This window comes from Streptomyces sp. NPDC057137 (assembly GCF_042670825.1).
In the GTDB taxonomy this organism is placed as follows: domain Bacteria; phylum Actinomycetota; class Actinomycetes; order Streptomycetales; family Streptomycetaceae; genus Streptomyces.
Genome location: NZ_JBHUUW010000032.1, coordinates 11,814 through 35,851 on the forward strand (window position 1 = coordinate 11,814; position 24,038 = coordinate 35,851).

Genomic DNA, 24,038 nt, shown 5'->3' on the forward strand with positions numbered 1-24,038 from the left:
CAGTGGCCGGGCACCCGGCCGTTCGGCATCGGGCGGTCGGCCACATCGGCGGCGGCGGGGGTGGCCCGTGGGCGTACGTCTCCCGGCCAATACCCCTGCACGGAGGCGGCGGTTACGATCGGCGTATGTCGGCCACTCCGCTCTTTCCGCAGCTCAGACGCCTGGACGAGCTCTGGCGCCCGCTCGCGGCCTGGTGTGGGGGCGTCGCCTATCCGTACGCGCTGCTGCTCGCGGTGCGGAGCGGTCCCGACAACTCCACCAATCTGCGGTTCGCCCTCTGCGCGGTCGCCACCGTGCTCCCGGTGGCTCTGCTGCGACGCCACCCCCTGCCCGCCACGGCACTGATGCTGATCGGCACGTTCGCCGTCCTGGCGCAGCGGCCTTCGTGGGAGGTCGTGTATCTGCTGGTGCTGGTGAACGATCTCGCCGTCCTGTCCGTCGTGGCCTCCCGTGCTCGCCGTGTCGCGCTCGCCGCCGCCGTGCCGACGCTCCTCGTGCAGATCGCGTCGGCCGGTTACTTCACGTCCGGGTCGGACGTCTACCTCCGGACGCTCGTCGTCCTCGGTCTGGCGCTGGTCGCCGCCTGGATGATCGGGCTGTCGATCCGGGAGCGCCGCGAGCACGCCGTGGTGCAGCGCACCCAGGCGGCGGCCCAGGCGGTCGCCGCCGAACGGCTGCGCATCGCGAGGGAGTTGCACGACATGATCGCCCACAGCATCGGCGTCATCGCCATCCAGGCGGGGGTGGGCAGCCGGGTGATCGGCACCCAGCCGGACGAGGCCCGCAAGGCGCTCGTCAGCATCGAGGCCACCAGCAGGGAGACGCTCGCCGGTCTGCGGCGGACGCTCGGGACGCTGCGCCGTACGGAACCGGTTCCCGGCGCGGAGCCCGTATCCCTCGATCCCGCACCGGGGCTGGCGGATGTCGAACGGCTGGCGGCGTCGACATCGGCGGGGGCGGGTGTCCGGGTCGAGCTGCGATGGCGTGGCGTCCGCCGGGCGATTCCGGCGGACATCGACCTGTCCGCGTACCGCATCGTCCAGGAGGCGGTCACCAATGTCGTACGCCACGCGGGAACCCGGTCCTGCCGGGTGACTGTCGAGTACGGGGCCGAGGAGGTGTCCGTCGAGGTCGTCGACGACGGGTGCGGGTGCGAGCCCGCCGACATCGACCGGGCCGGGGGCTGGGGGCTGGTCGGCATGCGGGAGCGGGTGGGGCTGCTGGACGGGCGGCTGACCGCCGGGCCGCGCGCGGAGGGCGGCTTCCGTGTGGCGGCGTGGCTGCCGGTGCCGGTGCCGGTCACGGGGACGGACGTACTCGTGCGGACGGATGTGGCCCGGTGACGGCCGGAACGCCGGCCGGCGACGCGGCTCCGACTCCCGCCCCGGCTCCTACCCCGGCTCCCATCCCAGCTCCGGTTCGCGCTCCGGTTCGCGTCGTGCTCGCCGACGACCAGCCGCTGATCCGCTCCGGGCTGCGCGTCCTGATCGCCGACCACCCCGACCTGGATGTCGTCGGTGAGGCCGGGACCGGCGCCCAGGCGGTCCAACTGGTAAGGGAGTTGCGGCCGGACGTCGTCGTGATGGACATCCGGATGCCCGGCATGGACGGTATCGAGGCGACGGGACTGATCACCGCCGGTGCCGGGTCGTCACGTGTCGTCGTCCTCACGACGTTCGACGACGACGAGTACGTGTACGCGGCGCTGCGCGCCGGGGCGAGCGGCTTCCTCATCAAGGACATGTCCCTCGAAGACATCCTCTCGGCGATCCGGGTGGTGGCCGCCGGTGAAGCGCTCATCGCGCCGAGCGTCACACGCCGGTTGATCGAGGAGTTCGCCGCCCGGCCCGAACCGGCCCCGCCCGCACGGGCGGTGGCCGGCATCACCGGGCGGGAGCGCGAGGTGCTGGTCCTCGTCGGACGCGGCATGTCGAACGGGGAGATCGCCGACCATCTCTTCATCAGCGTGGCGACCGCCAAGGCGCATGTGGCCCGGCTGTTCAGCAAGCTCGGCGCGCGTGACCGCGTCCAACTCGTCATCATGGCCTACGAGATGGGGCTGGTGTCGCCGCCCCGGTGAGGCCGCCCGCCCGCCAGGGCGCCCGTCAAGGCGCCCGTCAAGGCGCCCGTCAGGTTTCGGCCAGGGCCCGTAACGCCTTCTCCTCCGGCGTCCCCGGCGCCGCCGTGCGGACAAGGAGACTCAGTCGCACCGCGAGCGTGGCGGGCGGCCACGCGTTCGCGGGCGGCGCAGCGACGGGAACAGTAGCGGCGCGGCGGGGCCGCTCCCCCGGGCGAGGTGGACGTTGCGGCAGCTCGTACGGCTGCCTCGTCCGCCCCTAACGGGTGATCAGCCGTGCCCGCAGGCGCACCCCGCGCCCCTTCCCGGGGAGCCTCCTTCCATGGCCGCTGACGCTGCTGAAGCCCCTGAAGACGACACCGGAGGCCCTGACGTGACAGACCCGACAGAAGGAGGCGAGGACCGATGAGCGGCCTCCTGGACACGCTGCCCCCCGACGAGCGGGGCAGACTGGGCCACACCCGGTCGGGCGCCGTTCTGGCGTCCGCGCCGATGCTCGCCACCCTGAGCGACCGGCGGATCTTCGGCGACGGCTGGATCTTCGAACGCAAACTGGACGGCGTCCGGGTACTCGCCGTGCGGGACGCCTCGGGAGTACGGCTGCTGTCGCGCACCGGACGGCGGCTGAACGCCACGTATCCGGAGATCGTGGATGCCCTCGCCGCACAGGACTGCCCCGACTTCACGGTGGACGGCGAGGTCGTCGCGTACTCCCACGGCCGTACCGACTTCGCCCGGCTCCAGCGGCGGATGGGGATCAGCGACGCCCGCCGGGCGCGCGCCAGCGGGGTGGCCGTCACGTACTACCTGTTCGATCTGCTGCGGCTCGACGGTGCCGATCTCACCGCGATCTCGCTGCGCTCGCGCAAGTCGCTGCTGCGCAGGGCGCTGTCCTTCCGGGCGCCGCTGCGTTTCACGCCGCACCGCAACGCGGGCGGTGAGGAACTGCTGGAGCGGGCGTGCGCCGACGGCTGGGAGGGGCTGATCGCGAAACGCGCGGCGGGCCGGTACGAGCCCCGGCGCTCATCGGGCTGGCTGAAGCTCAAGTGCGAGCGGGGGCAGGAGTTCGTCATCGGCGGTTACACGGAGCCGTCCGGTTCCCGCGTCGGTTTCGGCGCGCTGCTCCTCGGTCACTACGAGGGCGGACGGCTGCGGTACGCGGGCAAGGTGGGTACGGGGTACGACCACGCGACGCTGGTGGACATCCACCGGCGTCTGGACGAGGCCGCGACGCCCCGGTCGCCGTTCGCCGACGTGGTCAAGGAGCGGGCTCCGCACTGGTCGGAGCCCCGGCTCGTCGCCCAGATCGCGTTCACCGAGTGGACGCGGGACGGGATGCTGCGTCACCCGCGTTTCGTGGGGCTGCGGGACGACAAGGACCCGACGGATGTGGTGCGGGAGAGACCGGCCTGACGGGGCAGTACTCGTAGGGCGGCCGTACGCACTGTCTCGCACCATCCGTACGGCGCCCGTGAACCCGACCGCGACGAAGGGCGGCGACACCCCCATGACCACCCCCGACTCCCGTATACCGCGCTTCCACCTGGCCGTGCCCGTCGACGACCTCGCCGCCGCGCGCCGCTTCTACGGCGACGTACTCGGCCTGTCGGAGGGCCGCAGCTCGGACACCTGGGTGGACTGGAATCTGCGCGGTCACCAGTTCGTGACGCATCTGGCGCCGCGCCGGAGCGAAGGCGTACGCAACGCCGTCGACGGGCACGACGTGCCGGTACCGCACTTCGGCCTGCTGCTGACCCCAGCGGAGTTCCACGAGCTGGCGGACCGGCTGCGGGCGGCCGGGACGACGTTCGTCATCGAGCCCTACGTCCGTTTCGAGGGGCTGCCGGGCGAACAGTGGACGATGTTCCTGCTCGATCCGGCGGGCAACGCGCTGGAGTTCAAGGCGTTCGCGGACGACGCGCAGGTCTTCGCGACCTGACGTGTGTGACGTGTCTGGCCTGTCCGACCTGTCTGACGTGTCGGATCGCCGGCCGGGCCGCGGTCTGCGGCCCGCCCGGCGATCGAGGACTCAAGCGTCCGTCAGTGCGCCTGTCGCTCGCTGCGGGCGGGCAGTTTCCAGCCCGGCCGGATGAAGTGGCAGGTGTACCCGTCGGGGTAGCGGATCAGATAGTCCTGGTGCTCGGGCTCCGCCTCCCAGAAGGCGCCCGCCTCGGCCACCTCCGTGACGACCTTCCCCGGCCACAGGCCGGAGGCCTCGACGTCGGCGATGGTGTCCTCGGCGATCCGCTTCTGCTCGTCGCCGATGTAGTAGATGGCCGAGCGGTAGCTGAGGCCGATGTCGTTGCCCTGACGGTTGAGCGTCGTGGGGTCGTGGATCTGGAAGAAGTACTCGAGGATCTGGCGGTAGCTGGTCTTCTCGGGGTCGAAGACGATCTCGATCCCCTCGGCGTGCGTTCCGTGATTGCGGTACGTCGCGTTGGCGACGTCACCACCGGTGTAACCGACCCTGGTGGAGACCACCCCCGGCAGACCGCGAATCAGATCCTGCATGCCCCAGAAGCAGCCGCCCGCGAGGACCGCCTTCTCCGTTGCCGTATCTGTGCTCATGTATAACTCCCTCCTCTGTTACACACGGTACTGCGCCGACACCGCCGAAGGGCCTCGGCCGGGGGCGGCCCAGCTCGTGGGCCGGACAGCGGATCATCACTGGTCAGCCAGTCAGCCGGTCACCGAGCGGACTGCGGCGGTACAGGACCTGACGACCGTCGCGCGCCCTGGTCACCAGCCCGGTCGCGTGCAGCACCCGCAGATGCTGGGAGACGGCACTCGGAGTCACCCGGAAACGGCGGGCGATCTCGATCGTAGGCAGCGGTTCGCCGAGGAGGTCGAGCAGCCGTGCGCGCGACGCGCCCAGGAGCGAGACGAGAGCGGTTGCGTCGGCGGTGGGCGCCGGGGTCCAGAGCGTGGCCACGCCCCGGCTGGGATAGACCAGCAGCGGCGGCTCCTCGGCGCTGACCGGCGGCGCCGGCTTGTGGGCGAAGGCGGACGGCACCAGCAGCAGTCCCCGGCCGGATGCCGCGGCGTGGTACCGGCTGATCATCTTGTCGATGCGCAGGACGCCGTCCCGCCAGCGGAGATTCGGATGCATGTCGGCGAACAGCAGGCGCGCGCCGCCCACGGCCAACTGCCGTGCGCGGTAGGTCATGTCGGCTTCCAGCAGCAGTCGCATCCGCGTCCACGCGGGCTCGACCGCGAGGTGCCAGTACTCCCGCAGGAGCGCGCAGAGCGCGTCGCGGAGTGCGGCGACGGGCGCGTCGTCGGCGGCGGTGCCGTCCCGCAGGGCGTCGGGGAGCGGGCCGGGCGCGTGGACGGCCGTCAGGTCACGGCGGACCAGGGCGGGCGAGGTCCGCCGTACGACGGCCAGCTCCTCGTCGAAGGACGGGGCGAACGTCGTCGGGCGCGGGGTCAGGAAATCGGGGAGGGTCAGCCGGTCACCGACCAGGGACATCAGCAGGTCGGTATCGAGTGCCGCCCCGCCCAGGCTTTCGAGCACCGATCTGCGCCACGGCAGGTGCAGCGCCGACAGCCCGGGATCGCGCAGCACCCGCAGGCTGCACACCGTCTCGTGCAGGGGCGAGAGCGCGAACCGGGTGTCCGCCAGGTCCTCGACGCCGAGCTCGTAGTGGATCATTTAGCCATACGCTACATCTGTTGGCCGCCGGGTGGCGATGCCGTGGACTGCCCGCATGACATCAACAGCGAACGGGCGGGGCGGCACGGCGCACGGACAACCCACGGCACCGGCGACGGCCGTGGGCGCGGACACCAGCGGGGACGTCACCGGCGGGCCGGTCGACTGAGGTGGCTGCCGAGCTGAACCGTCGTACGGTCCTGATCCTCGCCGTCACCTGCGGCATGGCCGTGGGCAACATCTACTTCCCGCAGGCGATCGGCCCACTGATCGCCGCCGGTCTCGACGCCTCCCCCGAGTCCGCCGCGCTCGTGGTGACCGCCACCCAGGTCGGCTACACGGCCGGCATCTTCCTGCTGGTGCCGCTCGGCGACCGGCTCCCGCACCGTCCGTTCCTCGTCACGCTGCTCGCGCTCACCGGCGTCGGCCTGCTCGTGGCGGGCTGCGCGCCCGCGCTGCCGCCGCTGGTCGCCGCGGGCGCGCTCGTCGGCGTCACCTCGGTGGCCGCCCAGATCATCGCGCCACTGGCGGCGGGGCTGGTGGCGCCCGAGCGTCGCGGGGCGGTGATGGGCACGTTGCTGAGCGGTTCGATCGGCGGCATGCTGCTGGCCCGCACCTTCAGCGGGTCGCTCGGCGAGTGGCTGGGGTGGCGTGCTCCGTATCTGGTGGCCGCCGTCCTGGTACTGCTGCTCGCCGTGGTCCTGGCCCACACGCTGCCGACCACGGCACCGTCCTCGCGGGAGCCGTATCCGGCGCTCCTCGCCGCGTCGGTACGGCTGCTGCGTACGGAACCCGAGCTGCGCCGCTCCTGCCTCTACCAGGCGACCGTCTTCGCCGGCTTCTCCGCCGTCTGGACCTGCGTGGCGCTTCTCCTCAGCGGCCCGGCCTACGGCATGGGCGGGCAGGCGGTCGGGGTGCTCGCCCTGATCGGCGCGGCGACGATGGTCTGCACCCCGCTGGCCGGCCGGCTGGTGGACCGCCGGGGGCCGGACCCGGTGAGCCTCGTCTGTCTGCTCGGGGTCCTGGTCTCGGCCGCGCTCCTCGTACCGGGCGACCGGGGCGGTACGGCGGGGCTGACCGCCCTGGTCGTCGGGACGCTGGTGCTCGACGTCGCGATGCAGTCGGGCATGGTGGCCAACCAGGCCCGGGTCCTGGCCTTGCGCCCCGATGCCCGCAGCAGGCTCAACACGGCGTACATGACGTGTACCTACCTCGGCGGCAGCGCCGGCTCCTGGCTCGGGGTGCAGACCTACGGCCGGGCCGGGTGGCGGGGGGTGTGCGCGCTCGTGGCGCTGCTCGCGGCGGTCGCGCTCGTACGTCACCTGAGGACGCTGTACGTCCGCAAGGGTCCGCGCCCGCGCTCCGAGGCGGCGTCTCAGGAGGGGTGCAGCCGGGCGTCCAGCTCGTGGGCGGACAGCTCCACGACGTAGGCGTCGGAGCCGGGCTGGTGCTTGCGTCCTCCCCCGCCGAGGTGGCCGGCGTTCACCGGGTCGAAGCCGATGTCGCGGATCAGACCGGCCACCACGGCCACGGCCTCCTCGTCGTCGCCGGAGATCGGGATGGCCAGGCGTGCCGGGTCGCCCTTGGGGCGGCCGCGGCCGCGCAGGGTCTGCCAGTTGATGGCGTTGAACGCCTTGACCAGGTTCGAGTCCGTCAGGGCCCGGACCTTCTCGCTGGAGGTGGTGGAGTCGTCGTCCAGGTCGGGCTCGTGGCCGTCGCGTGCCGGGTAATAGTTGCAGGTGTCGATGACGACCTTGTCGCGCAGCTCGGCGGCGGGCAGCTCGCCGACGCGCCCGTACGGAATCGACACCACGACCACCTGGCCGAACCAGGCCGCCTCCGCCGCGTCGACCGCCCGAACGGGACCGTCGATTCCCTCGACCAGCTCCGTGAGCGTCTCGGGGCCGCGCGAGTTGGCGAGAGCGACCTCGTGGCCGATTCCGGCGAAGTGCCGGGCGAGCGTCGAGCCGATGTGGCCCGCTCCGATGATTCCGATACGCATGGTGCCTCTCCTGCCTGCGCGGTCGTGGGTGGTGGTGGACGCGTCGGCCCGCCGGCGCCGATCGCCTCCATGGGTAGCCGAATGACGGCGCCCCAAACTTGCCGGAACGCGGGCCCGGACTCACCCTGAGGCTGCGGGCCACGGCCGATGCGCACCATTCGCCCACGGCGTCCGCCCGTGGGTGGCTGCCGTGCGGGGCCTGGTCGACACCCCCGTTTCGCGGCCCGTACGCCGTACCGGGGACGGGCGCCGGGATCCGTGGCGTCCGGAGAGGAGCACGCCATGCACCACGACGAGATGGTCGGCAAGATTCAGGCGCTCGCCCAGCTGCCGGACCGTGGATCCACCGAGCGGGCGACCCAGGCCGTGCTCCGGACGCTGGGCGAACGGCTGCCGGCCGGGCTCGCCGACCATGTGGCCGCGCAGCTTCCGCCGGAGCTGGCCGCCTGTCTGCGGCTGCCGGCGGAATTCGCCGCGGCGGATGGGCGGGACACGGGCTCCGGCGAGCGGTTCGACCTGATCGCCTTCACGGGGCGGGTCGCGGACCGCGCGGGCACCACGGAGGATGCCGCGCTCCGCGAGTCGGCCGCCGTGCTTGAGGTGCTGGACGCCGCTCTCGCACCCGAGCTGATGAACAAGATCGCCGCCGCGCTGCCCGTCGACATCGGCGCGCTGCTGCCCGCGGGCCGCGCCACCGGCGACCTGGGCTGACGCACGCCCCAGGAGCCCCGGGAGCGGGCAGCCAAGAGCCGAGAGGAAGGGCATGTCGTGGCCGATCGTGAGCATGAACCCGTGCTGGTGGCGGACGCCGGGTCGTCCAGCGTGCACCTGACCGTCTTCGCGAACGACGGCACGGCGCTCGCCTCGTACGACGACACGTCCGCGCCGGGCGACAACATGTCGGGGCAGCTCCGGGAACTGCTCAGATACGCGCCGGCCCCCACGGCGGTCGGGCACCGCATCGTGCACGGCGGTCCGGAACTGCGGCGGCACACCCTGGTCGACGACGACGTGCGGGACGCCCTTCAGCGCACGGCCGATCTGGCCCCCTCACATGTCCCACCGGCACTCCGTGTACTCGACGCGGCCCGTGAGCTGCTGCCCAACGTGCCGCACGTCGCCTGCTTCGACACCGTCTTCCACACCGGTCTGCCCCCCGCCGCCCGGGAATTCGCCGTGCCCGAGACATGGCGCGGCGAGTTCGGCGTACGGCGCTACGGCTTCCACGGCCTGTCCTACGCCTGGGCACTGGCCCGTACGGCCGAGCTGCTCCGGCGGCGACCGAAGAGGCTGCGGATCGTCATCGCCCATCTCGGCGGCGGCTGCTCGGCGTGCGCCGTACGCGACGGCACGAGCGTCGACACCACCATGGGTTTCACCCCGCTGGACGGCCTGGTGATGAGCCGTCGCAGCGGCGCCGTCGACCCGGGCGCCCTGACCTGGCTGCAGACGCGGCACGGCCTGTCCGCGCAGGACATCGACGACGCCCTGAACCACCGCTCGGGACTGCTGGCCCTGTCCGGGACCTCCGGCGACACTCGTGACCTGGTACGCGACCGCGGGGCCGGCGACGAGCGGGCCGCCCTGGCGCTGGACGTCTTCACCCACCACTGCCGTCGCGGCATCGCGGCGATGGCGGCTTCCCTGGACCGCGTCGACGCGCTCGTGTTCACCGGCGAGATCGGCGAGGACCAGCCGGAGGTACGCGAGGAGATCTGCGCGGGCCTCGGGATCCTCGGCGTCACCGGCGGCCTGCGGGTGCCCGAAACGGACGACGACGCCCCCGCCCAGCTGGTCAGCGCCCCGGAGGCGGCGGTCCCGGTGGTCGTGGTGCCCACGGGGGAAGCACGCCAGATCGACAAGGAGACACGCAGGCTCCTGCGCGCCCACTGAACCGCTGAACGCCGAACGCCGAACCGCTGGACGCCGAACCGCGGATTACGTAACCCGTAACCCTTCAGGGTCGGTTCAGACACGTCGGGGCAGCCGCCAGACCTCCTCGACGACCCGGTCGGTCAGCGTCTCGCCGGGAGTCCCCTCTCCCCACAAGCGCCCCTCCTGGAGCAGCAGGACATGCCCCGCCGCCCGGGCCGCCGTCAGATCGTGCGTCGCGAGGACGACGGTGCCCCCTTCCGCCGTGACCTCGGCCAGGACGTCGGCGATCAGGCTCTGCGCCGCCGTGTCGAGTCCGGTGGTGGGCTCGTCGAGCAGGAGCAGATCGGCCTCCTGGGCCAACCCCTGCGCCACAAGCGCTCGTTGACGCTGACCGCCGGACAGCTCCCCCAACTGCCGATCGGCGAGAGAGGTGATGCCGAGCCGCTCCATGCTCAGCTCCACGACGTCCCGGTCGCACCGCGACAGCCGCCTCCACAGCCCACGGCGCTCCCATCTCGCCATGGCCACGGTGTCCCGCACGGTCATCGGCAGCGTGTCGGCGGCCCGGCTGCGCTGCACAACGAAAGCCGCGCGCCGGTCGGTCCGGTGCTCCATCGTTCCCGCCGTCACCGGGATCACACCGGCCATCACGGCGAGCAGCGTGGACTTGCCCGAACCGTTCGGACCGACAACGGCGGTCGTGGTGAACGCCGGTACGCACGCGGTGAGTTGGCTCAGCACCGAACGGTTCGCATAGCCGGCCGACACCTCGTCGAGCCCTATCTGCCGCCCTGGCCGCCGTCCTGTCTGTCGTCCCATTTGTCGCCGCATCTTCGGAGCACTCCCCTTAGCTAGATTGAAACGATAATCATTTTCATTGTAGTGTCCCGTTCCATGGAATGGCTGGTGGGTCCCTTCGAGGTGACCTTTGTGCAACGCGCCCTGTGGGGCGGCATCCTCGTGTCGCTGATCTGCGCCCTGGCGGGCACCTGGGTCGTGCTCCGAGGCATGGCGTTCTTCGGGGACGCCATGTCGCACGGCATGCTCCCCGGCATCGCGCTGGCCTCCCTGCTGGGAGGCAATCTGCTCGTCGGCGCGGCCGTGAGCGCGGCGGTCATGGCCGCCGGTGTCAGCCTTGTCGGCCGGTCGCCGCGGCTGTCCCAGGACACCAGCATCGGGCTGCTGTTCGTGGGAATGCTGTCGCTGGGCGTGATCATCGTCTCCGGTTCGGAGTCGTTCGCCGTCGATCTGACCGGCTTCCTCTTCGGTGATGTGCTCGCGGTCCGCCCGGCCGATCTCGCCTATCTCACAGGCGCGTTGGGCGTGGCGCTGGTGATCTCCGTACTCGGCCACCGGCCGTTCGTCGCGCTCGCCTTCGACGAACGCAAGGCGCACACCCTGGGGTTGAGGCCGCGCGCCGCGCACTCGGCACTGCTCACTCTGCTCACCCTCGCGATCGTCGCGTCGTTCCACATCGTGGGAACGCTGTTGGTCTTCGGTCTGCTGATCGCGCCGCCCGCGGCGGTGCTGCCGTGGGCCCGACGGATCCCGACGGTGATGGCCGGGGCCGCCTGTCTCGGGATGAGCGCGACGTTCATCGGCCTGTTGCTGTCGTGGCATCTCGGCACCGCCGCCGGGGCGACGATCGCCGCGACGGCGGTCCTCCAGTTCCTGCTCTCCACCCTGATCGCCGGCCTCCGTCACCGGTGGACGCGGTCCACCACCACACCCACGGCCGACCGCCCGCACATGGAATACGGACATCCGTCATGACACCCAGAGCGATCCAGCAGAACCGAACCACCACCGCCCCTGCCGCCCTGTCCTGCGCCGCACTCGTCGGCGCGGGGCTGCTGCTCACCGGCCTCGTGGGCTGCCAGAACGACAGCGGCGGGCAGCGGCCCACCTCGAAACCGCGCACCTCGTCAGCGCCTCACGGGTACGTCGAGGGGGCCGAGGAGACCTCCGAGCAGCAGTCCCGTCTCGTACTGGCCGACGCGGGCACCGGCGCGGTCGGCGTTCTCGACCTGATCAGCGAGGACATCACACCGTTGAAGCGAATCGACGGCATCCGGGGGCTGCGCGCCGACGGCCGGTTCGCCTACCTGCGCGCCGGCGACGCGACGTACGCCGTCGACTCCGGCACCTGGACGGTGGACCACGGCGATCACGTGCACTACTACCGGGCCGGGATCCGCCAACTCGGCCCGATCGGCGGACCCGACGCCGCTCATATACACAGCGACCCGGCCGTCACCGCGGTGTCGTCCGCACAGGGCGACACCGAACTGTTCGACCGGAAGAAGCTGGAGAACGGCACCGTCCCACGCGGCCGGGCACTGGGCGGGGCCGGCGACGGAGCGGACACCGGAGCTGTCGTCCCCTACGAGGAACACCTGTTGGTCGCATCGGCGGGGGCCGAGCGGGAGACCGTGGAAGTCCGCTCTCGGGACGGGGCAGTTGTGGCCTCGATGGACAAACCGTGCGCCGAGGCGCGCGGCGAGGCCGTCACCCGACGGGGCGTGGTGTTCGGCTGCGCCGACGGCGCTCTGCTGGTGAGCGAGGACAAGGGCACGTTCACCGCCGTGAAGATCCCCTACGGCAGGGCCGTGAGCGCCGGCGGGCGGGCCGTCGACTTCCGTCACCGGGCGGGCAGTACGACTCTCGCGGCCACGTCCGGCGACGAGGCGGTCTGGGTCCTGGACGTCACCGACCGGACGTGGACGCGGATGGAGACCGGCCCGGTCGTCGCCGCCAACACCGCCGGGGAGGGTGCGCCGTTGCTCGTACTCGGGGAGGACGGCGCCCTCACCGCGTACGACATCGCCACCAAGAAGCGCGTCGCCCGCACGCAACTCCTTCCGAAGGGCGCCGCTTCCGCCGTCATCGAGGTCGACACCTCGCGCGCGTACGTCAATGACGCCACCGCGGAGAAGGTCTACGAGATCGACTACAACGACGGTCTACGGCTCGCCCGGACCTTCCCGCTCGACTTCGCCCCGACGCACATGGTGGAGACGGGACGATGACGACTCGGCCCCTCCCCCTGCCTATCCTCCGGCCTCTTCTCCTTTCCCTGCTCTGCGCGTTGGCGCTAAGTGTCGGTGGCTGTACGGCGAACGGTGCGGACCGTCCCACCGTGGTCGTCACCACGAACATCCTCGGTGACATCACCCGCAACATCGTCGGTGAAGAGGCCGATGTGACGGTGCTGATGCGGGCCGGCGCCGATCCGCACTCCTTCGGCGTGTCCGCTCCCCAGGCGGCCTCCCTCGAACGGGCCGATCTCGTCGTCCACAACGGGCTCGGGCTTGAGGAGAACGTCCTGCGGCATGTCGAAGCCGCGAAGGAGACCGGCGTCGCCACGCTGGCCGTCGGGGACGCCGTCGACCCGATCGCCTATGCGTCGGGCGAGAGCGCGGACGAACCGGATCCGCACTTCTGGACCGACCCCGAGCGGGTCCGCCGGGCCGTCGGCCTCATCGCGGATCAGGTCGTCGAGCACGTGCGGGGTGTCGACAAGAAGGCTGTCGAGAAGAACGCGTCGGCGTACGGGGCGAAAGTCGCCGAACTCAGCTCCTGGATGCGGACGACGTTCGACGAAATACCCGTGCGGAACCGCCAGTTGGTGACCAACCACCATGTCTTCGGCTATCTGGCGCAGCGTTTCGGATTCCGGATCGTGGGCGCCGTCATCCCGAGCGGCACGACCCTCGCGTCGCCGAGCGCCTCGGATCTCAAGGCCCTGGCCACCGCCGTCGAGAAGGCGGGTGTGAGAGCTGTCTTCGCCGATTCTTCCCAGCCGGACCGGCTGGCCCAGGTACTGAAGCGCGAGAGCCGAATCGACGTCGATGTCGTGCCGTTGTTCTCCGAATCCCTCACCGAGAAAGGAAAAGGCGCGGCCACCTATCTGGAAATGATGCGCGCCAACACCGGGTCCATATCGATGGGCCTGGGCACCGAATGACCCGGAATGACCCACGAGAGGAAAACCGCGTAATGAAACACCGAGCACGCCCCCGGGCGACGATCGCCCTCACCGCCCTGCTCACGGCCTGCGTCACGCTCACCGCGTGTGGCGGCGGCGACGCGTCGGAAGCCGCGGCGGAGAAGTCGTCGGACGCGTCGGACACGTCGGCGACACCGGTCAAGGACCCGATCGTCGCGACGTACGACGGGGGCCTGTACGTACTGGACGGCGCGACGCTGAAAGTCGCCGAGGACATACCCCTGAAGGGGTTCAACCGGGTCAACCCGGCGGGCGACGACCGTCATGTGATGGTCTCGACCGCGACGGGCTTCCGGGTCATGGACGCGGTCGGCCGGCGGCTCACGGACGTCGAGTTCAAGGGCCCCAAGCCGGGCCACGTGGTGCGCCACGCGGGCAGGACCGTCCTCTTCTCGGACGGCACCGGCGAGGTCACCGTCTTCGACCCCGAGGAACTGGGCGACGCCCGGCCGAAGATCACGACGTACGACTCCGCCGCCCCGCACCACGGGGTCGCCATCCAACTGGCGAACGGCGAGTTGGTGACCACCCTCGGCACGGAGGAGAAGCGGATCGGTATCACCGTGCTCGACAAGGACCGCGAGGAGATCACACGGAGCGAGAAGTGCCCCGGCGTCCACGGCGAGGCCACGGCGGAGGACGAGGCGGTCGTCATCGGCTGCGAGGACGGCGTCCTCGTCTACCGGGACGGCGCGATCAAGAAGGTCAAGAGCCCTACGCCGTACGGCCGGATCGGCAACCAGGCGGGGTCGGACGAGTCGCCGGTCGTCCTCGGCGACTACAAGAAGGACAAGGACGCCGAGTTGGAGCGCCCGGAGCAGGTGTCGCTGATCGACACGGAGTCGGGCAGGATGCGGCTCGTCGACCTCGGCACGAGCTACACCTTCCGTTCGCTGGCCCGCGGCCCGCACGGTGAGGCACTCGTCCTCGGCACCGACGGCAGGATCCACGTCATCGACCCGGCGACGGGCAGGATCACCAAGCGGATCTCCGCGCTCGGTTCCTGGCAGGAGCCGCTGGACTGGCAACAGCCGCGACCGGCGCTGTTCGTGCGCGACCACACCGCGTACGTGTCCGACCCGTCGAGCAGGAAGCTCCTGGCGATCGACATCGAGTCCGGCGAACGGCTGGCCTCTACGGAACTGCCCAAGTCCCCGAACGAGTTGAGCGGTGTGAAGGGGCACTGATCCGACCTCGGGCGGTAGCCGAACCGAACGAACGGGCCGCCCCGGAAGGGCGCGTCGCCGCGACGCGCCCTTCCGGGTGCTGCTTCACGGCCGCCGCTCGTCCTGCCCGCTGCGGCGGATGCGTACCACTCCCGCGTCCAGGTCCACGCGAAAGGGCGGTTCCTCGGCGAACTCCTCGGCGCCGGGTTCGTACTGGAAGCGCTGGTGGAGCCGCGGGCCACCGAGGAGGCCCGGCAGGTCGACGCGCGCCGGTACGCCAAGACCCACAACGCGCCGACCTTCGTGGGCGTCAGGCTCCGCAGCTGACCGGCCGGGGATCGCGGGCTACGGCCGGTACTTCTCGGGTGCCGCGTCCGTCGGGGCGGTCCCGCTCTGGACCGCGGACGGTCCGACGGAGACCCCGCCGGGTTGCGGCATCGGCGCGTCGCTGGGGACGGCGGTCCCGGGTTCGCGGTCGCTCGGGGTGGGAAACTCCCCCGGCTCGGTGCTTCCGCTCGGGCTGGGGGTGACGACGCCGGGCGACGGTGGTGCCGTGGGCTCCGGCGAGTAACTGCTCGCGGGCGGTGGGGCGAGAGGCACCGTCGGGGGCGCGGGGCCGTCGGACGTCGTCGCGAGGTGGAACGGCAGCGCGACAAGAGCGGCGGCGGCGCACGACAGGCCGACCCCGGCCGCGGCTCGGAGCAGCCGACGGCGGGAGGCGCTACGGCGGATCGTCTCGTAACGGCGCGGCGGCGGACCGAGGCAGTCGGACGGCGGTCGCAGGATCACGGCCAAGGGGTCGTCGGGGTCGAACTCGGGCCCGTCGTCAGCGCGTGTGGTCAAGGCTTCTCCTCAAATGGGCGCGGAGCAGTTCGCGGGCCGCGTGGAGGTCGGCCTTGACGGTTCCTTCCTTGCGTCCGGTCAGCACGGACACCTCCCGGATCGGCATGTCGGCGTAGTAGTGCAGCAGGATCGGGACGCGCAGTCGTTCCGGCAGCGACTGTACGAGCAGCCGTACGGACGGATCCGCCTGCTCGATGTGCGGGCTGACAGCGGCCTCCGAGGTGATACGGCGCATGGCCTTGCGTTCGCGCTCCAGTTTGCGCCAGTGGTCCCGGACGAGGTTGGCCGCGGTGACGTACAGGAAGCCGCGCGGCTCCTGCACGGATGTCCACCGGGACCAGAGCCGGGTGAACGCCTCCGAGGCGATCTCGTGGGCCGTCTCGTCGTCGTCGACCAGACGGCGGCACCAGCCGGCGAGGCGCGGGTAGAGGGCGGCGAACAGGTCGGACGCTGCCTTGTCGCGGGACCGTTTCAACGCTCTCCATGGTCGTGGCCGCACTGCGGGGGGTCGTGGGGCTCATAGGGGAGGAGCCCGGACCGGGGGCGTACGTTCCCTCGGCCCGGGATCCACATCGCGTCGGCATCCGTATCCGTATCCGGATCCGGATCCGTATCCGGGACGGTGGGTCGGTCAGTCGCTGCTCGCGGACGTCATCGAGGCGAAAACGATGACGTTGTCGACGTAGCCGTCACCGGTAAGCCGGCCGCCGCAGGTGATGAGCCGCAGCTCCGGACGGTCCACATCCCCGTAGACGTCGTCCGCCGGGAAGTCCGCCTTCGCGATCTTCTGTACGGCGCTGACGGCGAACACCGCCGCCGTGCCGTTCTCCAGACGCGCCGTGATCCGGTCGCCCCGGCGCAGCCGCGCGAGATGCCGGAAGACCCCGTCGCCGTGAGTACCGACCGTCACATGGCCGACGATCACCGACGGGCCCACCTGACCCGGCGTCGGCGAGTGCCGGTACCAGCCCGCGCGGTCGTCCGCCGTGATCGGGGGCACCTGCATGGTGCCGTCCGATGCCAGCCCCAGCCGCATGACGGGCGTGTCGACCTCGATGGCGGGGATCTGGAGTCCGACCGGGACGGAACGCCCGAGAGCCTTCCCGTCCCCCGTCGCTTTGTCGGCGGGCGGCGCGGGCGGTGGCGTACCGCCGTCGCGATCCTCGTTCGCGGCCCGGTCGGCATCGGGGCCGCCACAGCCCACGAGCAGCGAGGCCAGCGCGCCGGCGGTGAAGGCGCGCCTGGAGAGCGGGGTCACGCCCCGGTCGCTCGCCGACGGCGTACGACGAAGACCGCCGCACCGCCGGCGAACAGGGCCGCGGCGCCCGTGCCGATCAGCGCGCCGTCGGCCAACCCGGACTGTGTGGACGTGGAAGCCACTCCGGTGTCGGGCGCCCCCTCCGGTACGACGGCGACCTGGCCGGGAGTCTTGGCCGGGGCGGGCGCGTCGCTCGGAGCCTGGGTGGCGGTCGGCTCCGACGAGGCGTCGCCGGGAGCGGCGGAGGGCGTGGCCGAAACGGACGGGCGGGTGCTGGGGGCCTTGCTCGGGGCCGCGTCGTCGGCGAACGCGGGCAGCGCGCTCGCCAGTACGGCGGTGCTCGCGAGTGCCATGGCACTGAGGACAGTTCGGCGCATGAATCGCTCTCTTTCGTCGTCCGCCTGCCCGGGGACTCGACGGGCGGGGCTTGCAGATCGGAGGGAGAGACGAGGCAGCGACGGGACGGGTTGTAAAGGAATGGCAAAGTCGCGAGAGGGGTCCAGCAGGGCGTACGCGGGGCGGGTGAGCGGTACGCGGCCGCCAGGTCGCCGGGCGCTCAGCGCCCGGCGGATGACCGCACCGCACGACCCGGCAGCGTCACCGTCACCGTCACCGGCGGGCGTTGAGCCGGGCGGCCTGGCGTGTCAGGTGGTCGCGCTCGGCGAGGTTGGGCGCCTTCCGGGCCGCCTCGGCGTACAGCCGCGCCGCCGTCGCCAGATCGCCGTCACGCTCGTGGAGGTAGGCCGCCACCGCCGCGTGGCGGGGCAGCGAGTCGTCCAGTGCCGCGAGCGCCGCGAGGCCGGCGCGCGGTCCGTCGGCCTCACCGACGGCCACCGCGCGGTTGAGCCGGACGACCGGGTTGTCGGTCAGGCGCGCGAGTTCGTCGTACCACTCGACGATCTGCACCCAGTCGGTCTCCTCGGCGGCGGGCGCGTCGGCGTGGAGTGCCGCGACGGCGGCCTGGGCCTGGAACTCGCCCAGCCGGTCGCGGGCGAGGGCCGCCTGCAGGATCGCGACGCCCTCGGCGATCGCCGCGGTGTCCCACAGGCCTCGGTCCTGCTCGGCGAGCGGCACCAGTCTGCCGTCGGGCGCGGTCCGGGCGGCGCGCCGGGCGTGGTGGAGCAGCATGAGGGCGAGCAGCCCCGCCACCTCGGGGTGGTCGATCGCGGCCGAGAGCTGCCGGGTGAGCCGGATGGCCTCGGCGGCGAGGTCGACGTCGCCGGAGTAGCCCTCGTTGAAGACCAGGTAGAGGACGCGCAGCACCGTGGCGACGTCGCCGGGCCGGTCGAACCGTACGCCGGACACGGTGCGCTTGGCCCGGCTGATGCGCTGCGCCATGGTCGCCTCGGGCACCAGGTAGGCCTGGGCGATCTGGCGGGTGGTCAGCCCGCCGACGGCGCGCAGCGTGAGGGCGACCGCGGACGAGGGCGTCAGCGACGGGTGGGCGCACAGGAAGTAGAGCTGGAGCGTGTCGTCCACCTCGGGCGCGGGGCCGGGCGCCGGGTCCTCGTCCACGCGGTCCACGCGGTCCTCGCGCCGACGGCGGGCGGCGTCCGCCCGGGTCGCGTCGAGGAATTTGCGCCAGGCCACCGTGACCAGCCAGCCCTTCGGATCCTCCGGCGGATCGGCGGGCCAGCCGCGGACCGCCTCGATCAGCGCTTCCTGTACGGCGTCCTCGGCCGCCGCGAAGTCGGCTCCGCGGCGGACGAGGATCCCGAGCACGCTCGGCGTGAGGCTCCGGAGCAGGACCTCGTTCATCTGAGAGGTCACTCGGTGATGGTGTGCGACGCGCCCAGGAACGGGCGCAGTTCGAGCCACTCGTGGATCGGCTTGCCGCCCGCCCCGGGGGCGGCGGACAGTTCCCCGGCCAGCTCGACGGCGCGCTCGTAGCTGTCGACGTCGATCACCATCCAGCCGGCGATGACGTCCTTGGTCTCCGCGAACGGTCCGTCGGTGACCGGCGGGCGCCCCTCGCCGTCGTACCGCACGAACGTCCCCTCGGGGGCGAGCGCCTGGCTGTCGACGAACTCGCCGGTCTCCACGAGCCGGGCGGCGAAGTCGTTCATGTACCCCATGTGGGCCGAGATCTCCTCGGGCGTCCACCGGTCCATGGGGACGTCGTTGACGGCGGCCGGGGCGCCTCGGTAGTGCTTGAGCAGCAGGTACTTGGCCATGGTGTTTCTCCTCGGTGCTGGTGGGACCATTGTGGTCGCGTTCACTGCGGGGACGGAGCCGGCCACGGGTTCTCGACATCTTGGTCCAAGATTCTTTCGGCTTTCGTGAACGAGCCCGCCCGCCGGGGCACATCCCCGCAGGTGCGGGCGCCCGTCGGCCCCTGCGCACGGACTGAGATACTCCGGCCATGGATGACGGGTCGACCGGAAGCGGGGCGCGATCGGACGTGGCGCTGCCGGTACGGACCGGGTCGGCGCACGGCACGGACTGGACGCTGCGTGCCGCGTCGGCGGCCGACATCGAGGTGATCGCGGAGCTGCGGGCCACGGTCATGCGCCCGGACCTGGAGCGCCTCGGCCGCTACGACGAGCACCGGGTGAGGCAACGGCTGCGGGACTCCTTCTCCACGCGGCACACGTCGATCATCCTGATCGACCGCGAACTCGGCGGACGCGAACTCGTCGGATGCGTCACGGTCCGGCCGGCCGAGAACGGACAGGGCAGCCAGTGGCTGGAGCACTTCTATCTCGCTCCGCACTGTCAGGGCCGAGGCCTCGGATCCGCCGTCCTGCGCACGGTGCTGGAGCGGACGGACGCGCGAGGCGTGGCCGTGAGTCTGAACGTCCTGCGGGGCAGCGCCGCCCGTCGGCTCTACGAGCGCCACGGTTTCGTGGTGGCGGCCCAGGACCCGATCGACGTCTTCATGGTGCGCCCGCCGAGGGCGTAGACCGAACCTCGACGGTCCCCGGGAGGCGGTCCCGACCGCCATCCCCCGACTGCGGGAAATGTCCTGGCTCTTGACAGAACCCGTGGCGAATTACAGCCTATGGCAACGTTGTCAAACGGCCTGTGCAGGCCGTTTGCTCTTGAGGGCTCGCCTGAAATGGATCACGTCACTCATGCCGAACCAGTCATCTCACCCTTCCCGCAGGGCAGTTGTCGCCACCGGCTCGACCTTGCTCGCCGGCTTCGGCCTCGGGGTCGCACTTCCCGGAACGAGCCACGCCGCCGGCGCCGCGGGCGCCGCCGGCAGCCGGGGCGAACTCGCCGCGTACCGCCCGGTCCAGGTGTCGTCGGTCGACTACGCGCCCACCCCCGCCGAGTTCGTGGTGGACAAGCTCAACTCCCCCGGCGTGAAGGGCAGCGGCTGGCGCGCCGCCGCGGGCGACCCGCAGTGGATCTCCGTCGACCTCCAGGCCGAGTGCACCGTCGACTCCGTCCGGCTCACCTTCGAGGCCACGGCGGACGACCCGGTCTTCACCCCGTCCCCCAGCGGCAGTCCCCGTGACAACACGACCGGGCAGGAGATCCTGTCCAGCTGCGCGGTGGCCTTCACCATCGAGACCTCCCGTGACCGCCGCACCTGGACGACGGTCCACCGCACCACCGCCGGCACCGGCGGGGTGGCCGAGATCAAGCTGGACAAGGCCACCACGGCGCGCTGGGTGCGGATGACGGTCACGAAGCGCTCGAACGCCAACCCGCTGGGACTCAACGGTTTCGAGGTGTACGGCTCCGCCAAGGGCCACCGCCCCGCCGCCACCGGATGGACCGACTGGGGCACCAACGACCACAAGGCCCCCGCCCTGAAGGTCGCCGAGGACGGCACCGTACCGCTGGAGTCCGGCTGGACCCTGACCATGGACGACTGGGCCGGTGCCGAGGGCGCCGAGCTGTCCCGGCCGAAGGTCGACACCAGCCGCTGGCTGCCCGCGACCGTCCCCGGTACGGTCCTCGGCTCGCTGGTGGACCAGGGCCATCTGCCCGACCCCGTCGAGGGCATGAACAATCTGCACATCCCGGAGGCGCTGTCGCGCCACTCGTGGTGGTACCGCCGCGGTTTCCGGCTGCCGCACGGTCTGCGCACCGGCGCCGGGCGCCATGTCTGGCTGGAGTTCGACGGGGTTAACCACCAGGCGGACATCTGGCTCAACGGCGAGCGCGTCGGCGACGTGACGTATCCCTTCGCCCGGTCCGCGCACGACGTGACGCCCCTGCTGGCGGCCGACGGCGAGCAGACGCTGGCCGTACGGATCACGCCCATGCCCTTCCCCGGCAGCCCCGGCGACAAGAGCGAGGCCGGCCTCGCCTTCGTGGACGCCGGCGCCAACATGATGAACCGCAACTCGCCGACTTACCTTGCCGCTTCGGGCTGGGACTGGATGCCGGCCGTACGCGACCGGGTCTCCGGCATCTGGAACCATGTGCGGCTCCGTTCGACCGGTCACGCCGTCATCGGCGACCCGCGCGTCGACACCGCCCTGCCCGGCCTGCCCGACACGGGCACCGCCGAGGTGACGGTCGTCGTTCCGGTGCGCAACGCCGACACCAGCGAGCGGCGCGTGACGGTCACCGCGTCGTTCGACGGTGTACGGGTCTCCCGCACCGTCACCGTGCCGGGCGGCGGGAGCACCGACGTCGTCTTCGCACCGGCCGACCACAAGGAGCTGCGGATACGCAACCCCCGGCTGTGGTGGCCCAACGGCTACGGCGAGCCCACGCTGCACGACCTCACTCTGGTCGCCGCCGTCGACGGGAAGGAGAGCGACCGGCGCACCACACGCTTCGGTATCCGGCAGTTCGGCTACGAGTACGCGGTGCCGCTGCCCTTCGGCGGCGGGACCGACGCGTACACGCAGACGGTCGAGCTGGGCGCGCGGAAGGCGCGCTACGTACGGGTCCGGTGTCTGACGCGCGCCACCGAATGGGGCTCCTCGCTGTGGGGTCTGTCGGTGATCGACAGCGCCGCGCCGGGTAACGACCTCGCCCTGCACAAGAAGGCCACCGCCTCGTCCGTGGACGAGCCGGGACATGAGGCGGCGAACGTCACCGACGGGGACGCGAAGACGCGCTGGGCCTCGGCGTTCGAGGACGACCACTGGATCCAGGTGGACCTCGGGGCGTCCGTCTCCTTCGACCGGGTGGACCTGGTGTGGGAGCAGGCGTACGCGAAGACGTACGTCGTCCAGGTCTCCGACGACGGTGAGACATGGACGGACGCGGAGTCGGTCGACAACTCCGCGGTGCCGCTGCCGTTCAAGAACGCCAACGCCAGTCTGCAGAGCGTCGACATCGACGCCCGCGAGGCCCGTTACGTACGGCTCAACGGCGGTGAGCGGGCGACCAGTTGGGGCAACTCGCTGTGGAGCCTGTCGGTCATCGACAGTACGAGGCCGGGCACCGACCTCGCCCTGCACCAGAAGGCCACCGCCTCCACGGAGGACGGCGACAGCAAGGCCGCCAACGCCACCGACGGCAAGGCCGACACCCGCTGGTCCTCCGCCTACGAGGACAACCAGTGGATCCAGGTGGACCTCGGCGCGTCCGTCCCCTTCGACCGGGTGGTCGTCGTGTGGGAGCCCGCCTACCCCAAGACGTATGTCATCCAGATCTCCGACGACGGTCGGACGTGGACGGACGTGAAGTCCGTCGACAACACCCCGGAGCCGCTGAAGATCAGCGTGAACGGTGTACGGGTCTTCTGCCGGGGCGGCAACTGGGGCTGGGACGAACTGCTGCGCCGGATGCCCGCCGAGCGGATGGACACGGCGGTGCGCATGCACCGGGACATGAACTTCACCATGATCCGCAACTGGCTCGGCAGCAGCAACCGCGAGGAGTTCTTCGCCAGTTGCGACGAGTACGGGCTGCTCGTGTGGAACGACTTCCCCAACGCGTGGGCCATGGACCCGCCGGACCACGACGCGTTCAACACCCTGGCGCGCGACACCGTACGCCGCTACCGCATACACCCCAGCGTCGTCCTGTGGTGCGGTGCCAACGAGGGCAACCCGCCCGCCGCGATCGACGACGGCATGCGGGAGGCGGTCCTGGCGGAGGCGCCGGGCGTCTTCTACCAGAACAACTCGGCCGGCGGCATCATCTCCGGCGGCGGTCCGTACGGCTGGGTGGAGCCGGAGCGCTACTTCTCCCGTTCCACCTACGGCGGGGGCCACTTCGGCTTCCACACGGAGATCGGCATGCCCGTGGTCTCCACGGCGGAGAGTGTGCGCAATCTGGTCGGCGACGAACCGGAGTGGCCGATCGGCGAGGCGTGGTACTACCACGACTGGAGCACCCGGGGGAATCAGGCCCCGCAGAACTACCGCGCCGCCATCGAGGCACGGCTGGGCACGGCCGGGGGCCTGGACGACTTCGCGCGCAAGGCGCAGTTCGTCAACTACGAGAACACCCGCGCCATGTTCGAGGCGTGGAACGCCAACCTCTGGAAGGACGCCAGCGGCCTGATGCTGTGGATGTCCCACCCGGCCTGGCACAGCACGGTGTGGCAGACGTACGACTACGACTTCGACGTCAACGGCACGTACTACGGCGCCCGCAAGTCCTGCGAGGCCGTTCATGTGCAGGCGGATCCGCAGAAGTGGGACGTCATCGCCGTCAACCACACCGCGCGCGGGCTCAAGGGAGTCACCGTCACGGCGCGGCTGTACGACCTGTCCGGCCGCCAACTCGGTTCGACCCGTCGTACGAAGGTGGACGTCGCCTCGTCGAGCACCGCCGCCGCGTTCACGGCGGCCTTCGGGGCGGAGCTGCCGGATCTGCATCTCCTGCGGCTGAGCCTGGAGGACAGCGGCGGCAAGTCGCTGTCGGAGAACACGTACTGGCGCTACCGCCAACCGGCCGACATGCAGGCGCTGAACAAGGCCAGGCCGGTGAAGGTCACCGCCGACCTCGGTCATGTCTCCCGGTCGGGCGAGCGGCGCACGATGACCGTGACGGTACGCAACCGGGGCGCGGCGGTCGCGTCGATGCTGCGGCTGTCACTGCTGGACGCCAAGGACGGCCGACGGGTGCTGCCGACGCTGTACGGGGACAACTACCTGTGGCTGCTGCCCGGTGAGTCGCGGACGGTGACGCTGAGCTGGCCCGCGAAGGCCCTGCGGTCGGGGCGCCCGGCGCTGCGGATCGAGGGGTACAACAGCGCGGAGTCGGTGGTGCGGGCGTAACGGCGAGGTCTTAC

The 24,038-nt window shown here is 71.4% G+C and carries 24 protein-coding genes; 13 read left to right on the plus strand and 11 right to left on the minus strand.

Going from position 1 to position 24,038, the window contains the following annotated elements; genetic code table 11:
* Positions 1–125: 125 nt before the first annotated feature.
* From ACFT9I_RS23730 to ACFT9I_RS23745, 4 genes are all read left to right on the plus strand, one after another.
* Entirely contained in the window at positions 126–1,343 is a 1,218-nt protein-coding gene (locus ACFT9I_RS23730) for a sensor histidine kinase (RefSeq protein ID WP_382567208.1), read from the plus strand.
* A gap of 95 nt (positions 1,344–1,438) precedes the next feature.
* Positions 1,439–2,080 carry a response regulator gene (locus ACFT9I_RS23735; RefSeq protein ID WP_382567210.1) on the plus strand — a complete coding sequence of 214 codons (642 nt, stop codon included), beginning with the start codon at positions 1,439–1,441 and terminating at the stop codon, positions 2,078–2,080.
* A 402-nt stretch (positions 2,081–2,482) separates the two neighbouring features.
* A complete protein-coding gene (ligD, locus tag ACFT9I_RS23740) occupies positions 2,483–3,490 on the plus strand; it encodes a non-homologous end-joining DNA ligase (protein ID WP_382567212.1) in 1,008 nt (335 codons plus the stop codon).
* Between the two features lie 94 nt (positions 3,491–3,584).
* A complete protein-coding gene (locus ACFT9I_RS23745; protein ID WP_382567317.1) occupies positions 3,585–4,016 on the plus strand; it encodes a VOC family protein in 432 nt (143 codons plus the stop codon).
* A 101-nt stretch (positions 4,017–4,117) separates the two neighbouring features.
* On the opposite strand, the gene msrA is transcribed toward ACFT9I_RS23745, so the two are convergent.
* Both msrA and ACFT9I_RS23755 read right to left on the minus strand, forming a co-directional pair.
* Positions 4,118–4,645 carry a peptide-methionine (S)-S-oxide reductase MsrA gene (gene msrA, locus ACFT9I_RS23750; RefSeq protein ID WP_382567213.1) on the minus strand — a complete coding sequence of 176 codons (528 nt, stop codon included), beginning with the start codon at positions 4,643–4,645 and terminating at the stop codon, positions 4,118–4,120.
* 103 nt (positions 4,646–4,748) lie between these two features.
* Positions 4,749–5,729 carry a helix-turn-helix domain-containing protein gene (locus ACFT9I_RS23755; protein WP_382567214.1) on the minus strand — a complete coding sequence of 327 codons (981 nt, stop codon included), beginning with the start codon at positions 5,727–5,729 and terminating at the stop codon, positions 4,749–4,751.
* Between the two features lie 224 nt (positions 5,730–5,953).
* Between ACFT9I_RS23755 and ACFT9I_RS23760 the strand changes: the two genes are divergently transcribed.
* A complete protein-coding gene (locus ACFT9I_RS23760; RefSeq protein WP_382567319.1) occupies positions 5,954–7,159 on the plus strand; it encodes an MFS transporter in 1,206 nt (401 codons plus the stop codon).
* Here the strand turns inward: ACFT9I_RS23760 and ACFT9I_RS23765 are convergent.
* The gene (locus tag ACFT9I_RS23765) at positions 7,105–7,731 is read right to left on the minus strand and encodes an NADPH-dependent F420 reductase (protein ID WP_382567216.1); all 627 of its coding nucleotides are present in this window, start codon (positions 7,729–7,731) and stop codon (positions 7,105–7,107) included. The genes ACFT9I_RS23760 and ACFT9I_RS23765 overlap by 55 nt on opposite strands.
* Before the next feature lie 282 nt (positions 7,732–8,013).
* Between ACFT9I_RS23765 and ACFT9I_RS23770 the strand changes: the two genes are divergently transcribed.
* The gene (locus ACFT9I_RS23770) at positions 8,014–8,442 is read left to right on the plus strand and encodes a DUF2267 domain-containing protein (protein ID WP_382567219.1); all 429 of its coding nucleotides are present in this window, start codon (positions 8,014–8,016) and stop codon (positions 8,440–8,442) included.
* Between the two features lie 57 nt (positions 8,443–8,499).
* Positions 8,500–9,624 (plus strand): acetate/propionate family kinase, encoded by a 1,125-nt coding sequence (locus ACFT9I_RS23775; protein WP_382567220.1) that lies wholly within the window; start codon positions 8,500–8,502, stop codon positions 9,622–9,624.
* A 75-nt stretch (positions 9,625–9,699) separates the two neighbouring features.
* Here the strand turns inward: ACFT9I_RS23775 and aztA are convergent, their stop codons facing one another.
* Positions 9,700–10,425 carry a zinc ABC transporter ATP-binding protein AztA gene (gene aztA / locus ACFT9I_RS23780; RefSeq protein WP_382567221.1) on the minus strand — a complete coding sequence of 242 codons (726 nt, stop codon included), beginning with the start codon at positions 10,423–10,425 and terminating at the stop codon, positions 9,700–9,702.
* Positions 10,426–10,500: 75 nt separating this feature from the next.
* Here aztA and aztB point away from each other — a divergent pair, with 75 nt between their 5' ends.
* Genes aztB through aztD form a run of 4 tightly spaced genes read left to right on the plus strand, consistent with a single transcriptional unit; the run spans position 10,501 to position 14,802 of the window.
* Positions 10,501–11,379: a zinc ABC transporter permease AztB gene (gene aztB / locus ACFT9I_RS23785; protein WP_382567222.1), complete on the plus strand. Its 879-nt coding sequence runs from the start codon at positions 10,501–10,503 to the stop codon at positions 11,377–11,379.
* Positions 11,376–12,635, plus strand: coding sequence for a hypothetical protein (locus ACFT9I_RS23790; protein WP_382567224.1), 1,260 nt, complete (start codon positions 11,376–11,378; stop codon positions 12,633–12,635). Before aztB ends, ACFT9I_RS23790 begins: the two co-directional genes overlap by 4 nt.
* A complete protein-coding gene (gene aztC, locus ACFT9I_RS23795) occupies positions 12,632–13,573 on the plus strand; it encodes a zinc ABC transporter substrate-binding protein AztC (RefSeq protein WP_382567226.1) in 942 nt (313 codons plus the stop codon). Before ACFT9I_RS23790 ends, aztC begins: the two co-directional genes overlap by 4 nt.
* 32 nt (positions 13,574–13,605) lie before the next feature.
* Positions 13,606–14,802: a zinc metallochaperone AztD gene (gene aztD / locus ACFT9I_RS23800; RefSeq protein ID WP_382567228.1), complete on the plus strand. Its 1,197-nt coding sequence runs from the start codon at positions 13,606–13,608 to the stop codon at positions 14,800–14,802.
* A gap of 84 nt (positions 14,803–14,886) precedes the next feature.
* On the opposite strand, the gene ACFT9I_RS23805 is transcribed toward aztD, so the two are convergent.
* From ACFT9I_RS23805 to ACFT9I_RS23835, 7 genes are all read right to left on the minus strand, one after another.
* Positions 14,887–15,069 carry a hypothetical protein gene (locus tag ACFT9I_RS23805; RefSeq protein WP_382567230.1) on the minus strand — a complete coding sequence of 61 codons (183 nt, stop codon included), beginning with the start codon at positions 15,067–15,069 and terminating at the stop codon, positions 14,887–14,889.
* A gap of 57 nt (positions 15,070–15,126) precedes the next feature.
* Complete coding sequence (locus ACFT9I_RS23810; RefSeq protein WP_382567232.1) at positions 15,127–15,624, minus strand: hypothetical protein; 498 nt, start codon at positions 15,622–15,624, stop codon at positions 15,127–15,129.
* Positions 15,608–16,099 (minus strand): RNA polymerase sigma factor, encoded by a 492-nt coding sequence (locus tag ACFT9I_RS23815; protein ID WP_382567234.1) that lies wholly within the window; start codon positions 16,097–16,099, stop codon positions 15,608–15,610. Before ACFT9I_RS23815 ends, ACFT9I_RS23810 begins: the two co-directional genes overlap by 17 nt.
* 156 nt (positions 16,100–16,255) lie before the next feature.
* Positions 16,256–16,882, minus strand: coding sequence for a class F sortase (locus ACFT9I_RS23820; protein ID WP_382567235.1), 627 nt, complete (start codon positions 16,880–16,882; stop codon positions 16,256–16,258).
* Positions 16,879–17,259 carry a sortase-dependent protein gene (locus tag ACFT9I_RS23825; RefSeq protein ID WP_382567236.1) on the minus strand — a complete coding sequence of 127 codons (381 nt, stop codon included), beginning with the start codon at positions 17,257–17,259 and terminating at the stop codon, positions 16,879–16,881. Before ACFT9I_RS23825 ends, ACFT9I_RS23820 begins: the two co-directional genes overlap by 4 nt.
* 232 nt (positions 17,260–17,491) lie before the next feature.
* Positions 17,492–18,640, minus strand: a complete 1,149-nt coding sequence (locus ACFT9I_RS23830; protein WP_382567321.1) for an RNA polymerase sigma factor — start codon at positions 18,638–18,640, stop codon at positions 17,492–17,494.
* Positions 18,641–18,648: 8 nt separating this feature from the next.
* A complete protein-coding gene (locus ACFT9I_RS23835) occupies positions 18,649–19,056 on the minus strand; it encodes a YciI family protein (RefSeq protein ID WP_382567238.1) in 408 nt (135 codons plus the stop codon).
* Positions 19,057–19,244: 188 nt separating this feature from the next.
* On the opposite strand from ACFT9I_RS23835, the gene ACFT9I_RS23840 reads away from it, so the two are divergent.
* Together ACFT9I_RS23840 and ACFT9I_RS23845 are read left to right on the plus strand one after the other, a co-directional pair.
* Positions 19,245–19,784 carry a GNAT family N-acetyltransferase gene (locus ACFT9I_RS23840; protein ID WP_382567239.1) on the plus strand — a complete coding sequence of 180 codons (540 nt, stop codon included), beginning with the start codon at positions 19,245–19,247 and terminating at the stop codon, positions 19,782–19,784.
* 172 nt (positions 19,785–19,956) lie between these two features.
* Positions 19,957–24,024 (plus strand): discoidin domain-containing protein, encoded by a 4,068-nt coding sequence (locus tag ACFT9I_RS23845; RefSeq protein ID WP_382567241.1) that lies wholly within the window; start codon positions 19,957–19,959, stop codon positions 24,022–24,024.
* Positions 24,025–24,038 lie beyond the last annotated feature (14 nt).

Excerpts from the sequence above, each read along its gene's own strand:
- ACFT9I_RS23835 (WP_382567238.1), bottom strand. The coding sequence starts at position 19,056 with ATGGCCAAGTACCTGCTGCTCAAGCACTACCGAGGCGCCCCGGCCGCC.
- ACFT9I_RS23825 (WP_382567236.1), bottom strand. The coding sequence starts at position 17,259 with ATGCGCCGAACTGTCCTCAGTGCCATGGCACTCGCGAGCACCGCCGTA.
- ACFT9I_RS23760 (WP_382567319.1), top strand. The coding sequence starts at position 5,954 with ATGGCCGTGGGCAACATCTACTTCCCGCAGGCGATCGGCCCACTGATC.
- ACFT9I_RS23845 (WP_382567241.1), top strand. The coding sequence starts at position 19,957 with ATGCCGAACCAGTCATCTCACCCTTCCCGCAGGGCAGTTGTCGCCACC.
- ligD (WP_382567212.1), top strand. The coding sequence starts at position 2,483 with ATGAGCGGCCTCCTGGACACGCTGCCCCCCGACGAGCGGGGCAGACTG.
- aztB (WP_382567222.1), top strand. The coding sequence starts at position 10,501 with ATGGAATGGCTGGTGGGTCCCTTCGAGGTGACCTTTGTGCAACGCGCC.
- ACFT9I_RS23840 (WP_382567239.1), top strand. The coding sequence starts at position 19,245 with ATGGATGACGGGTCGACCGGAAGCGGGGCGCGATCGGACGTGGCGCTG.
- ACFT9I_RS23770 (WP_382567219.1), top strand. The coding sequence starts at position 8,014 with ATGCACCACGACGAGATGGTCGGCAAGATTCAGGCGCTCGCCCAGCTG.
- ACFT9I_RS23730 (WP_382567208.1), top strand. The coding sequence starts at position 126 with ATGTCGGCCACTCCGCTCTTTCCGCAGCTCAGACGCCTGGACGAGCTC.
- msrA (WP_382567213.1), bottom strand. The coding sequence starts at position 4,645 with ATGAGCACAGATACGGCAACGGAGAAGGCGGTCCTCGCGGGCGGCTGC.
- ACFT9I_RS23755 (WP_382567214.1), bottom strand. The coding sequence starts at position 5,729 with ATGATCCACTACGAGCTCGGCGTCGAGGACCTGGCGGACACCCGGTTC.
- ACFT9I_RS23765 (WP_382567216.1), bottom strand. The coding sequence starts at position 7,731 with ATGCGTATCGGAATCATCGGAGCGGGCCACATCGGCTCGACGCTCGCC.
- ACFT9I_RS23745 (WP_382567317.1), top strand. The coding sequence starts at position 3,585 with ATGACCACCCCCGACTCCCGTATACCGCGCTTCCACCTGGCCGTGCCC.
- aztD (WP_382567228.1), top strand. The coding sequence starts at position 13,606 with ATGAAACACCGAGCACGCCCCCGGGCGACGATCGCCCTCACCGCCCTG.
- aztA (WP_382567221.1), bottom strand. The coding sequence starts at position 10,425 with ATGGGACGACAGACAGGACGGCGGCCAGGGCGGCAGATAGGGCTCGAC.
- ACFT9I_RS23790 (WP_382567224.1), top strand. The coding sequence starts at position 11,376 with ATGACACCCAGAGCGATCCAGCAGAACCGAACCACCACCGCCCCTGCC.
- ACFT9I_RS23830 (WP_382567321.1), bottom strand. The coding sequence starts at position 18,640 with ATGAACGAGGTCCTGCTCCGGAGCCTCACGCCGAGCGTGCTCGGGATC.
- aztC (WP_382567226.1), top strand. The coding sequence starts at position 12,632 with ATGACGACTCGGCCCCTCCCCCTGCCTATCCTCCGGCCTCTTCTCCTT.